Raw genomic sequence first — 13,203 nt, 5'->3', positions numbered from 1 at the left:
AGGACTTTTACTTGGTGATCGTAGATTAAAGGATGTTGGAATTTCGGATTCGGCGAAGAAGCGATTAAGTGACGGATAATCATGGAATAGTCTAATCGCTAAATTACAGAATAAATTGGATTCTTGAAAAAATGAATCGTAATAATCAAATACCTTTGCGAATAGGATTGTTTTTCGGGTCTTTTAATCCGATTCATAATGGTCATATCGGTATTGCCCGCTATCTCCTTGATAAAGGATATTGTGATAAGTTGTGGTTTGTTATTAGCCCTTGTAATCCTTTTAAGGTAAATCAGGCATTATTATCGGAACAAGATCGGTTAGAGATGGTAAAAACAGCCATTGCCGACGACGGACGAATGTATGCTTGCGATATCGAATTTTCCATGCCTAAACCTTCTTATACGGTAGATACCTTAAGGTTACTTTCCTCTCGTTATCCGGACTTCCTGTTTCGATTAGTCATAGGAGGGGATAACCTGTGTAGTTTTCATTTATGGAAAGATTATCAATGGATTCGCACGCATTATCCCCTACTCGTTTATCCTCGTAAAGGGTTTGAGTATTCCGGGGAAGACTATCCGGACGTATTTTTTGTCGATGCCCCTCTGTTTCCTTATTCGTCAACGGAAATAAGAGATAAAGTCCGGTCCGGGGAGAATATCGCAAAATGGGTTCCTTCTGGCATATTGCCTCTTGTCATAAAGAAATACGAGCTGTCTAAAAAAGAATAAGTGAGCTTGTATTTTTATTATAGAATTAAATTGGCAGAGAAATTCTATAAAAAAATATCTGCTCACCTATTCGGCAGAACAACGCTTATTGGAAAATGGGGTAGAAGAAAATTGTGGCAGGCACAATAAACATCTTACCAGCTTCTTTTCCCGAAAGCTACAGTAAAAACTAATGTTTGGCAGGTTTTCTGACTTGCTCCCTTTTTGTCGCCTTCCCATTTTTGTTAAACAGTGGCAGTAGAGACTAAAGTTAATGAAGCTTACAGCTGCGGGTACAGTTCACGATTTTCACATGATTCCCTCGGAACATTCGAAGAACATTCACTATCCAAAACCAAGACAAATATAAACAAATAAATGAAAATTAGAACGGGATAACTAATAATTTTAAAAGATAGATTTTCTTTTTATTTCGGAAGAGATGAGTTGATACGGCCTTTTTCGTTTTTTGTATAAATATGTGGTCTTTTGTATAAATATGCATGCTTGTTATCATGTAAGTTGCTGTTTGTGAATATAATACATATTTTTCGATTACCTCGAAAACGTTGTGGGAAATCGAAAACAAGTTGTACTTTTGTGCGTCTGAAAAAGTGGAATTAATAACTCAATAAATAAATTTAAACATGGGATTTGTAACGAAGGAGAAATTATTCTCTAAGGATTTCTTTATTACCTATTCTTGGTTGATAGGTGGTTGTTTTGTGTTTGCGTTGGGAGCCGTAATGTTTGCCGAACCCTATGGATTTGCGCCGGGAGGGACGTATGGTCTTTCTATGGTTTTCCATCATTTGTTAGGTTGGAGAACAGAAGCAACAGCTCTATGTATGGATGTGCCTTTGTTGTTGCTTGGTATCTATTTCTTAGGAGCTAAGTTCGGTATTAAAACCGTGATTTGTACTTTTGCTATTCCGGGTTTTATGTGGTTGATTCACCAGTCTTATGGCTTTGATGCTTTGTTGGAACCGGGAGTGGAGAATCGGGCCGACTTGCAGGAGCAGTTGTTGTCCTCTATCTTCGGAGGTATCGTATATGGTATCGGAATAGGAATGATTTTTAAATCCAGGGCTACTTCAGGAGGATCGGATATTATTGCGATGATTTTAAATAAATACACGCATATCTCTTTGGGAACCTTGGTGATTATCGTGGATTGTACGATTACCTTAACGACCGTTTTGGCCTTCGGGGATTGGAAATTACCGATGTATTCCTGGATTATCGTGTTTATCGAGGGCAAGGTGATCGACCTGATCGTGGAAGGAGCTTCCGTACACAAGACCTTGATGATTGTGACGAAAGAGGTTGAGTCTGTAAAAAATATTATATTGAACGATATTAACCGCGGAGCTACCATGCTGCCGGCCGTCGGAGCCTATAAGGGAGAATCTCGGGAAATTATTTATACGATTCTTACCCGTCGCGAGATGATGATATTGCGTCATCGTATCCGGGAGATAGATCCGGAAGCTTTTATCAACGTGATCGATTCCCGGGAGATATTGGGTCGAGGATTCAAATCCTTAAAGGAGGATTAAGAAAAACAGATGGAAATTTTCAGGTTCGATCCGGACAAGATTTTTTTTGTAAAAAACAGATGAGGTGCCTAAAATAAGGCACCTTTTTTTAATTTTGTTCCTGAAGGATATGATCTTTTAAAATAGAAAGAGGGACTTGTCGGGATTTATCGGTTGTTTATCGATTATATCTCCCGAATAAAAGAATAGTGCTTTACGGAAACTGGGTATTCCCTTATGTTTGCAGCGTAATTAAAAATGAAAAAACTATGAAAACAGAAGAGTTAAGTCGAAACGATAAAAAGAGAGTATCCGTTCGTTATTTTATGTCGGCTGTTTGTATTGGAATCGGTTTATTGATGATCGGAAAGAATACCGGTTATATCGATGAAAAAGTATATCATGCCCTTTTATCTTGGCCGATGCTTTTTATTTTGTGGAGTATAAAGTTGTTTATCGACCGAAACTTTTTAGGTGGCGGAATATTTGCGGCGATAGGCCTCTATTTTATACTTCCTAAATGGGGATGTGTCGACTATAATTTAAATCATCAGGTCGTTTGGCCGACCTTTTTTATTGCGGTGGGACTGGTTTTGTTATTTACGGCGAAAAAAAGTGTCAAAAAATGGAAAAGAAGAAGAGATTCATCCAGTAATATCTATGATTCGTCCGATGGATATGTCCGTTCTGAAAATGTGTTCGGAAGTGTACAGCGAATCGTTATGGATGAAGCATTTATGGGGGCTACGATAAAAAATTCGTTCGGGGGGACGATTCTGGATTTGCGAAGGACGGTGCTTGCCGCCGAAGAGGTGTACGTCGATGTCGATTGCAATTTCGGAGGGATAGAGATTTATGCTCCTTCTCATTGGAATATAAGAATGGAAGTACACCCTTTCGTGGGAGGCTGTGATGATTCCCGGTTGATGGTGAATAATATCGATACGGCTCGTACGTTAGTTATCCGCGGGAAGGTTTCTTTTGGCGGTCTTGAAATAAAAGGTTGATTATGTACGTCCATCCTTTTATCCAATCGAAGCTTCGGGTCACCGCAATAATCGGAGTTGCCCTGCTAACTGCGGTAATACAAGGTTTGCTCCTGATGTTGTATTGCCGGGCAGAGTTGATCCCGGCTTTGATTGACGGAGTGGTCTCCACCGGTTTGTTATTGCTACTCGGTTTTCTGCTTTGGTACACGGTCGGTTTTTGGCAGGTATTTCAAGCTCAACTGGTGTTGACGCTATTGGTTATGCTGATATGGGTCATGGGTTCTTACGCCGGACAATACATAGGAGACGGGATAGTCGGTATTTCCGATTCTCTTTTCGTCCGGACGATACCTCTCCGACTGATGGTCGGTATCCCTTGCTGGATTATGTTGTTTCAATGGTATCGGCTTCAACGGTTAAAGGAGTGGAAGGAGGAACGTGTGGCTGCTGAAAACTTACAGCGGATGCAAGCCGATGATCTCCCGGGTAGGATCGCCGTCAAAGACGGGACCCGTATCCACGTTATCCGTTTATGTGATTTGTGGTATGTACAGGCAAGCGGTGATTACGTCACGTTGTTTACTTCTTCCGGTTCCTACTTAAAAGAACAGACGATGAAGTTCCTGGAAACACATCTGCCTTCCGGCGAGTTCGTGCGTATACACCGTTCCTATTTGGTAAACGTCGAACAAATTCAACGGGTGGAGCTCTACGGAAAAGAGACCTATCACGTTTTCCTTAAAAACGGGATCCAGTTGAGGGCAAGTAGTACCGGATATAAATTGTTGAAGGAAAAACTCTCGATATGAATAAGAGATATTTAATTGATAAGAGCCTATCTAACTGGTTTCATTGTTAGACAGGCTCTTTTAGAATCCCAAATATTGATTTTTTTATTCCATGATGTCGTGATGCGCCGATTAGAAAATTAATTTTTGATCACCTAATCGTAAATCAAAAATTCGAAATCATAAATCTTTTTAATCACCTAATCTCAGAATCATTTTAATCTACAATTTACAATCGTCAATACGTTTGCGTAATATCCCAGACAAAGGCTCTGATACCGTTTTCTCTGTTTACGTTGTCTAATTTTTCCACGTATTTTAGGATCAAAGGAACTTTATGATCCTCCACGATGGTAAGGATGGCCGAGTTCATCTCCGGCCAGGTGTGAGTTCCCATACGGGGTTCTCCCGTGTTCGTTCCCCTACCGTTTACTAAGGGGAATTGGGTCCAACCCCGTACTTGTAACTGGTCGAGCAAATAATCCACCCGTTCCGTTAAGGCTTGGTTATAGGATATAAATACAGCTTTCATATGAATTTGGTTATAATCCGGGATTAGCTGAAGTCATAGACTAATCCCGGATTGTAAATTTATTTTTGTTCTAACTCTTTCGGATCGAAGTCCCGCATAAACTTAAATTGCTTGCTTATCGCTTTTTTCTTGTCGCGGCTACCGCTCTTGTCCATGGCGGCATAGATGACCGGAACGATAATCATGGTAATGATGGTAGAGAAAACCAAACCTCCGATTACGGCAACACCCATCGGGCGCCATGTTTCGGAACCTTCTCCCGTACTCAATGCCATCGGTAGCATACCTAAGATGGTAGTTAAGGCTGTCATCAATACCGGACGAAGACGAGACCGGCAAGCTTGTGCGATGGCATCGTATAGCCGGATACCTCTTTCCCGCATCAAATTGATGAAGTCGATCAGTACGATACCGTTCTTCGTTACGATACCTACCAGCATGACGGCACCCAAGGCGGCGATCACACTCATGGTCGTATTCGTCAATAGCAAAGCCAGAATCACTCCGGAGAACGCGAACGGAATAGACAACATGATGATGAACGGCATTTTGAATGATTCGAACTCGGAAGCCATTACAATGTATACCAGTAACATGGCTAACACCATCAACATAGCTAACGAACTGAACGATTCTTGCTGGTCTTCGTAGCTACCTCCAACGTACACGGATATCTCTTGAGGAATTTCATGCTTCATATCGTCGATCACTTTTTGAGCGGCAACAGCAATGTCTCCCAACGAAACTCCCCTGGAAGGAGTAACGGATACTTTTACCAAACGTTGTTTACTTTTCCGTTCAATGTTTGGTGGTGACCAATATTCTTTGATCTCTCCTAACTCTTTCAACCGGATTTTTTCTCCCGCGGCAGTCGTAATCAGTATATTTTCTATTTCGGTAATAGAACTCCGGTATTTTTCCTGTAAGCGGACGATCACGTCATACTCTTCTCCGTCTTCCTTGTATTTCGTGGGTTTATACCCGTATACCCGGTTACGTAGAGCGCTGGCCACCTCCGTGGTGGTGAGGCCGTGCCGTGAAAGTTTATCCTGGTTTAAGAATAGCTGAAGTTCCGGTTTGTCGTCGTCTCGGCTGATATTGATATCTTCAGCACCGGGCACTTCTCCCATCTTTTGTTTGATGATAGCGGCCAGCTTATTGGTTTGTTCAAAATCAAACCCGGAGATTTCAATGTCTACGTTGTTGCTCGACATGGAGCCTCCGCTGGAAGTACTAACCGTGTATACCAAGACATCCGGCAGCTCTTTCAAACGAGAACGAAGATCATCGGCAATAGTAAATACACTACGTTTTCTATCTTTCAAATCTACTAATCTGGCTCTGATATTCAAGATATTACTACCCGTTTTATTAAACAGGGAGGAGAATCCGGCATCTTCATCTTCACTACCGTAAGAGAGGTTGATCTGTCTGATTTCCGGGTAATTCGTCCTCATAATCGAGTCGATTTGCAGGGCAACCCGTTTGGTCTCTTCCACCCTTTGTCCGGTTTGCATCTTCACGTATACGTTCATAGAACCCTGGTCGTTCTGGGGCATAAAATCCGTACTGATGTATTTCGCCAGGAACATGGAAGCGACGAAGATTACCACGGCTGTCAGCGTGATAGTTGTTTTGTGGTACAAAGACCAACGGATTAATTTCTCGTACCAGGCATCCAACTTATCCAATAAACGCATAACGGTACTGTTATAGCTGAACTTGCTTTCTTTTTGCCGTGCATCCTTATCCTGAAGGCGCAATAACTGAGAAGAGAGCATAGGGGTCAAACTGATGGCCGTTACGGTAGAGGTACATACGGTAATACATACGATATAACCCAACTGTTTAAACAGAATTCCGGTCATACCCGTCACCAGGGTCAACGGGAAGAATACGGCCACGGTTACCAGGGTCGTTACGATAACCGATAACCACACCTCGTTTGTTCCGTATTTAGCCGCTTCACGCGGAGCACTTCCCCGTTCGATGTGTTTCGTGATGTTTTCCAGCACTACGATAGCGTCGTCCACAACCATACCGATAGCGATCGAAAGGGAGGATAGAGAAATAACGTTTAGCGATTCGTTCGTGATAAAGAGGTAGATGAATGCCACGATCAACGAGATCGGGATAGTCAATGCAATAATAAACGTAGCCCTCCATCGCCCGAGGAACAGCAATACGACCAAAACCACGAAGATCAAAGCGTACATCAACGTTTCCGACAGATTATTGATGGATTGAACGATAAAGTCGGATGAGTCGACCAAGACATCGATTTTAATATCGGGAGGTAGCTCCTTCATGATCTGAGCCATCTCCTTCTTAACGGTTTTGGCAATGGCTACCGTGTTGGCATCAGATTGCTTGGTGACTAACAGAATCGCTCCCTGTTGCCGATTGATTAATTGCTCCAGTGTGATGTCTTTGATCGTATCCTTAACGATAGCGATGTCTTTTAACAGGATGGATTTACCGTTCTTCGTTGCGACTACGATATTCTTGATTTTTTCGCTGTCGTCAAATTCTCCTTCTACCCGGACCTGATAGTCCATGATACCCATTTTTAAATTACCGGCCGGAAGATTTTTGTTTTCGGCGGCAATCAGGTTTCCAAGGCTCTCTACGGTCATGTTGTAGGCATCTAACTTGTTCGGATCGAGATCCACGTAGATCACCCGTTTGGGAGAACCCGCGATGGTTACCGAAGCAACCCCGTCTACCCGGTTTAACCGGTTGATCACCTTATCGTCGACGATCTTCTCGATTCCGGGATAAGAGGCATCTGCCGTTAAAGAGTAAATGATTACCGGCATCATGGAGGTGTTGAACTTGAACAAAGAGGGGCGATCGATATCGTCCGGCAGATTATCCATGGCCTTGTCGATAGCGTCACGAACGTCATTGGCGGCTTCGTCCAGGTTGGCTTCCCATTCGAACTCCAATTGGATAACGGAAAGATTATCGTATGAGGTAGAGTTCAGCTCTTTCAAATCCTCCACGGAATTCAACTGATCCTCTAATATTTTCGTAATATTGGTCTCTATATCCGCGGCATTCGCTCCCGGATAACTTGTCATTACCGATAGATAGGGAGGGTCCATCTTGGGATACTGGTCAATGGGGAGTTGAACCAGCGAGAAAACTCCCAGCACGATGATACCGACGAAAATCATCAATGTCGTAATCGGTTTTTCTACGGCTGTATTAAATATACTCATCTTTTTTGTTTTAGATTTATGATTTGGATTTATGACGGTTACTTGTGGTACCCTCTCTTCGCATGATGATGCTTAAATCTTAAATCCTGTATTTACTATTATTTTGTAATCTGAACCGTGGCTCCATCCACCAACCGGGCTTGTCCTACGGTAATTAATTCGTCTCCTTCTTTGATATCATCGGAGATCAATTCTACTTGATCGTCGAAACGTTTTCCCAAGATGACTTCTACCCGCTTGGCTTTGCCGTTGTCGTTCAGGAACACGTAACGGTTATTGGCTCCTTGCAATTTCAAAACTGCCAGGGCCGGGACAACCATGGTCTCCGTTTCTCCGATAAAGAAGGTAATCGTACCGAACATACCCGGACGTAACGTCAGGTCGTTATTCGGGATTTTTACCTCAACTGTAAAGGTACGGGAGTCCTTGTCTATTGTCGGATATACGATACTTACCTTTCCGGGGAAGGTACGGTCCGGATAAATGGCGCTCTTTAATTCGACACGGGTACCTTGTTTGATGAGCGGGAAATATTGTTCCGTCATACTTACCTTGGCTTTTAACGGGTTGATCTGCTCGATGGAGATCACGGAAGCTTTGGCGGCACCTCCGGTAGGAGAACTGGAATACATTTCACCGTTCTCGTAGAATTTTCCGGTTACCACCCCATTGAAGGGGGCTAAAAGTTTCGTGTTTTCCCGTAGAAATTCCACGTTGGATTTAGCTACCTCGTATTGGGTAACGGCCGCATCGTAAGCTTGTTGTGAAATACTTTCCGTCTTTTTCAACATGACGGCCCGGTTGTATTCCGTTTCCAAGTTTTTCAATTGGACTTCAGCCTGGTGTAATTGGGTTCTATCCATCTCGACTAATAATTGTCCTTTTTTAATCGGGTCGCCTATTTCCACGTGAATTTTTTCAATTCTTCCTGGAGAAGAAGGAGCGTAATAAACTTGTTCCTCGGCTTCTAAGTTCGCCGTGTAATCTATCGTTTTAGCAATCTTTTTCTTTTCAAGTTTCATAACCTTCACGGGTACGGCTTGAACAGTTGCATTCGATGTGTCTGCTGCTGCTTTGTCTTTTTTACTGGAGCAGCTGGTAAGTATAGCTAACGCTATAATCGATAAAATGAAATTCTTTACCATTGTATTTCTTTTTTTGTTATTCCAAATATTAACGGGGAAGTTGATTATACAGTCTTTCGATATTCAATTGGGCTTGTAATAAAGTCAAAACGGCGTTTGTATAATTATTTTCCGCTTGCAAATAGTTATTATTGGCTTGAGTCAAATCCAGGCTGGAAACGGCTCCGAACTCGTATTTCCGTTGATAATTGGCCAATACCCGTCCGGCTACATCGATATTTTCCTTTTGCAGATTGTAGTTTTCAATCGCATTTCTCAATTCGAATTTTAATTGTTCATCCTGTAAGTTCAGTTGATCTTCCAATAAGCTTTTGTTTATATTGCTTTGATCCAATTGAATTTTGGCCTGTGCTACCTTAGACTTCCTTTCGAAACCTGAAAAGATGGGAATGGTCATCGTTAAACCTGCCGAATGTTTAGCGCTCATGTCGAATTCCGGCTTTAACAGTTTGTGATTAAAAGTATAAGAACCGGAAATTGTCGGAGCATAGCTCCATTTCTCTAATCCCAACATTTTTTTGTTCAATTCCGTTTGTGTCTGCATGATCTGGAATTCGGGGTTCTTCTGGATATCAAATGTCGTCCCTGCCAGTTGTTGGGCTTTGTTTTCATCAAGAAAAACAGCTAAGTCGTCCGTCAGGTTGACATCCGTACCGGCTACTAATCCCAATTGAAGGCGTAGTAAATTGTAATTGACCTCCACAGTCCTTTCCATAGAGAGTAAACTGTTTTTCAGTTGGCCGACAGTAATCCGGATCTGATCGACATCCGTGACCTCTACGGTTCCTGCTTTATGCATATTATCGGTGTGTTTATAAATCTTGTTCATGTTCTCGAGATTCCGGCGCAGGATGTCCAGCATCCGCTCGCTTACCAAAATCGTGTAATAAGAATTACAAATGTTTTCGACAATATCCAGTTCGGTGATTTCTACCTGTTGCTCGGTCAGACGCTCGGCAATCTTACTGGTTTGTATTCCTAAAATCCATTGTCCGCTAAAGATCAATTGTTGCAAACTCGCTTTTACGTTGGATTGATCTTTCATCTTCATGGAATTACCTCCGAAATCCATTTTGTAACCGAAATTTGTGTTGTAATCCAAAGAGCCGTTGATTTGCGGCAACCCTTGGGAAACAGATTCCCGTACCTTCTGTCTGTACAGGTCTATTTCCAGTTGTGAAGATTGTAATTCTTTGTTGTGCTTAATAGCATACTCGATTGCCTGCCTTAAGGAGAGTGTTTGAGGAACTTCCTGCGCGCGAAGTAGCCAAGGCACGAGTAAAAAAATAAGAAAGAATGGAACTCCTTTTTTCATGATTTATAGATTAAATTGTTATTATTCTTGGGGAATTTTGAATATAATACGCTTTACAAAAACGATACCGCTTATTTCGTTGTGTCTATTTATTATACTTTCTTTACTCTATTTTGCATTGTTTCGTTTTTCGACCTCTTTTATTCCTTTCTCTGTACATATTGCAATTAAAAAATTATTAATGATGGTTTCTATTACCGTTTCTATCGGATAAGCGATTTGGCTAAAAACTTCCGGCTCCCGTAAAAAGCTTAATTGTTTTCCTAACAGGTAAACTTGTAATTCCGCATCGATCTCCGATCTGAAATATTTTTGATTGATACCCGCTTTTATCAAATCGGTTAAAAAAATTTTTGTAGAACTTTCGTCATTTTTCATGATTTTTTGATACACATTCGGATGGTATTTTTTAATGTCGAAATAATTTGCGGGGATTCGCCGGGAGAGATCGTGAATCATGTATGTTTTGATTTTGTTCATGACTTCGATCGGATTCATCTTTTGGACACCTTCCATATCGGCTTGCTTGCTTCTGGTTAATCTTCGATGGACTAAGACCTGTTCGACAACATCGTCTTTGTTGTTAAATAGCTGGTAAAGAGTTTTTTTCGAGATCTTTAGATGATTGGCGATATCATCCATGGAAGTGCTCCGGAGACCGTATTTCAGAAATAACTCAGAAATATTCTCCAATAATTCCTCTTTTTGTTGTGGGTTATTGTAATCCATCGTTTTTTATATTAGTTTCCCATGGAAACGAAACACCTTTAAAACGTTTCCGAGTGCAAAGGTATATAATAATTGAAATTATACGAATGCTTCATAGTTAATTTTCTGTTAATTTGCAAGTGGGGTGAGGAATGCGGATTATTGGATTTTCTTCTGCATATTTTTCAAATTTCAATATTCTGTTTTCCGTGGTATAATGTTTATCTTTGTCGCATGATTGATCAGGCTACGATACAGAAAATTTTTGATGCGGCGGACATATACGAAGTAGTTTCCGATTTTGTGAGTTTGAAAAAGCGGGGAGTGAATTATTTGGGGTTATGTCCTTTCCATAATGAAAAGACCGGTTCTTTTACCGTTTCTCCGGCCAAAGGCATTTATAAATGTTTCGGTTGCGGGAAAGGGGGAAATGCCGTTAATTTCATCATGGAACACGAACAGATGTCTTACGTGGAAGCATTGAAGTATCTGGCGGCCAAGTACCATATTCCGATCGAAGAGAAGGAGCTTACGGAAGAGCAGAAAAAGGAAAAAACGGAGCGGGAGAGTATGTTGGTGGTTACGGCTTACGCTCAGGAGTATTTTAAATACCAGTTGCATCATACGGACGAAGGGCGTTCTGTCGGGTTAGGCTATTTGCGTCAGCGGGGAATTAGTGACGAGATGATTGAAAAATTCGGATTGGGATATAATCCGGAAGAGTGGGGAGCTTTCAGCAATACGGCGATCAATAAGGGTTATAAAAAGGAGTATCTGGTAAAAACCGGGTTGTCAATAGAAAACGAACGGGGAGTTTTCGATCGTTTTCGGTCCAGGGTGATGTTTCCCGTGTTGGATCTGGCGGGAAAAGTGATTGCCTTCGGCGGACGTACCATGACGACCGATAAAAAAATAGCCAAATACGTGAATTCTCCCGAATCGGAGATTTACCATAAGAGTAAAACCCTGTATGGAATTTATTTCGCTAAAAAAAGCATCGTACAACAGGATCGTTGTATTTTGGTAGAGGGATACACGGACGTAATTTCATTTCATGCCAAAGGGATCGAAAATGTCGTAGCCTCTTCCGGAACCTCCTTGACGATAGAACAAATTCGTCTGATTCGTCGGTTAACGCCTAACGTGACCATCATTTATGACGGGGATGCAGCCGGAATCAAGGCCTCTTTGCGGGGAATCGATTTGGTATTGGAGGAGGGATTGAATGTACGGGTATTGTTGTTGCCGGACGGAGAAGATCCCGATTCGTTTGCCCGAAACCACTCTTCGCATGAATTAACAGAGTTTATTACCAACAATGAAACTGATTTTATCAGCTTTAAAACGAAGTTATTACTTGGAACAACGGGAGATGATCCGGTGGAGAAAGCCCGTCTGATTAGCGATATCGTCCGCAGTATTTCCAAGATTCCCGATAATATTACTCGTTCCGTTTATGTACGGGAGACAGCCCATCAATTGGAGGTGGAAGAACGCATCCTCTATACGGAGATAGCTAAAATCCGGCAAAAAAGCGAGGAAGATGTCAGTAAGAAAACGACGAACCAATTGGCGGAGATCTCCGGAGACGGGAAGGTCGTGAGGAGTGTCACTCCTTGTGATCTGGAAGAGACCATGTTGATCCGATATCTTATCCTGTATGGAACCAATGATTTGTACGAAGAGGAGGAGAACGGTATCCGGCGTACGATTTCCGTGGGAGAATTTATCATTCGGGAGTTGGCGGATGATGATCTGGAGTTATTGAATCCGGTCTTTAATACGATCCGGGAGGAGTATAAACGGGAATATCAATCGGGTTCTTTCATTCCTGCTCGTCATTTTATTGCCCATGCGGATATTAAAGTCAGTACGGTCGTTGCGGATATCTTAAGCGAACCTTATGAATTGAGTAAGATCTGGAATAAAATGGATAATTTCGTGCAGACCGAACAGATGAAATTAATGGAGTTATTGCCTAAAATCTTAGATAATTACAAAATGCGAAGAATCGAAATGCTTACCCGTGAAGCCGACAATCGCATATTGGAACTGCAAAACAGCGGAGATACCGCACAAGTCTTGGAATGGATTAAACGGAAGAATGCGATCAACAAGATTCGGGCTAAGATCAATGAAAAACTCGGACGCACGGGAATACGCTAATAGCACCTGTCCCCGGGTGCAATGCTATTTTAATTGTAGATTAAAAGGATTCTGGGATTAAGAGATTTGGTGATTCCGGGATTGG

General features: G+C 41.9%; 10 protein-coding genes and 1 riboswitch. Of the genes, 5 read left to right on the top strand and 5 right to left on the bottom strand.

Annotation, left to right across the window (positions count from 1 at the left end; all coding sequences use genetic code 11):
• Positions 1-131: 131 nt before the first annotated feature.
• The 4 genes from nadD to QZR76_RS02045 all read left to right on the top strand — a co-directional run bounded on the left by nadD (position 132) and on the right by QZR76_RS02045 (position 4,049).
• Entirely contained in the window at positions 132-734 is a 603-nt protein-coding gene (gene nadD, locus QZR76_RS02060; RefSeq protein ID WP_294139934.1) for a nicotinate (nicotinamide) nucleotide adenylyltransferase, read from the top strand.
• Positions 735-894: 160 nt separating this feature from the next.
• Positions 895-1,088: riboswitch (cobalamin riboswitch) on the bottom strand.
• 272 nt (positions 1,089-1,360) lie between these two features.
• Positions 1,361-2,272, top strand: a complete 912-nt coding sequence (locus QZR76_RS02055; protein ID WP_294139933.1) for a YitT family protein — start codon at positions 1,361-1,363, stop codon at positions 2,270-2,272.
• A 248-nt stretch (positions 2,273-2,520) separates the two neighbouring features.
• Positions 2,521-3,258, top strand: coding sequence for a DUF5668 domain-containing protein (locus QZR76_RS02050; protein WP_294139931.1), 738 nt, complete (start codon positions 2,521-2,523; stop codon positions 3,256-3,258).
• A 2-nt stretch (positions 3,259-3,260) separates the two neighbouring features.
• Complete coding sequence (locus tag QZR76_RS02045; protein ID WP_294139930.1) at positions 3,261-4,049, top strand: LytTR family DNA-binding domain-containing protein; 789 nt, start codon at positions 3,261-3,263, stop codon at positions 4,047-4,049.
• Positions 4,050-4,266: 217 nt separating this feature from the next.
• On the opposite strand, the gene QZR76_RS02040 is transcribed toward QZR76_RS02045, so the two are convergent.
• From QZR76_RS02040 to QZR76_RS02020, 5 genes are all read right to left on the bottom strand, one after another.
• Complete coding sequence (locus QZR76_RS02040; protein WP_041503278.1) at positions 4,267-4,560, bottom strand: PG0541 family transporter-associated protein; 294 nt, start codon at positions 4,558-4,560, stop codon at positions 4,267-4,269.
• A 59-nt stretch (positions 4,561-4,619) separates the two neighbouring features.
• Positions 4,620-7,784, bottom strand: coding sequence for an efflux RND transporter permease subunit (locus QZR76_RS02035; RefSeq protein ID WP_294139928.1), 3,165 nt, complete (start codon positions 7,782-7,784; stop codon positions 4,620-4,622).
• Between the two features lie 98 nt (positions 7,785-7,882).
• Positions 7,883-8,929, bottom strand: coding sequence for an efflux RND transporter periplasmic adaptor subunit (locus QZR76_RS02030; protein ID WP_294139926.1), 1,047 nt, complete (start codon positions 8,927-8,929; stop codon positions 7,883-7,885).
• A gap of 28 nt (positions 8,930-8,957) precedes the next feature.
• Positions 8,958-10,244 carry a TolC family protein gene (locus QZR76_RS02025; protein WP_294139924.1) on the bottom strand — a complete coding sequence of 429 codons (1,287 nt, stop codon included), beginning with the start codon at positions 10,242-10,244 and terminating at the stop codon, positions 8,958-8,960.
• Between the two features lie 108 nt (positions 10,245-10,352).
• Positions 10,353-10,973, bottom strand: a complete 621-nt coding sequence (locus QZR76_RS02020; RefSeq protein WP_294139922.1) for a TetR/AcrR family transcriptional regulator — start codon at positions 10,971-10,973, stop codon at positions 10,353-10,355.
• Between the two features lie 213 nt (positions 10,974-11,186).
• On the opposite strand from QZR76_RS02020, the gene dnaG reads away from it, so the two are divergent.
• On the top strand, positions 11,187-13,118 hold the full coding sequence (gene dnaG, locus QZR76_RS02015; RefSeq protein WP_294139920.1) for a DNA primase: 1,932 nt from the start codon (positions 11,187-11,189) through the stop codon (positions 13,116-13,118).
• Positions 13,119-13,203: the final 85 nt, after the last annotated feature.

Origin of the sequence: uncultured Sanguibacteroides sp. (assembly GCF_900543425.1) — a bacterium.
Lineage (GTDB): Bacteria > Bacteroidota > Bacteroidia > Bacteroidales > Marinifilaceae > Gabonibacter.
The sequence above is the reverse complement of the archived record's forward strand: the minus strand, read 5'-3'. Positions and strand labels throughout refer to the sequence as shown.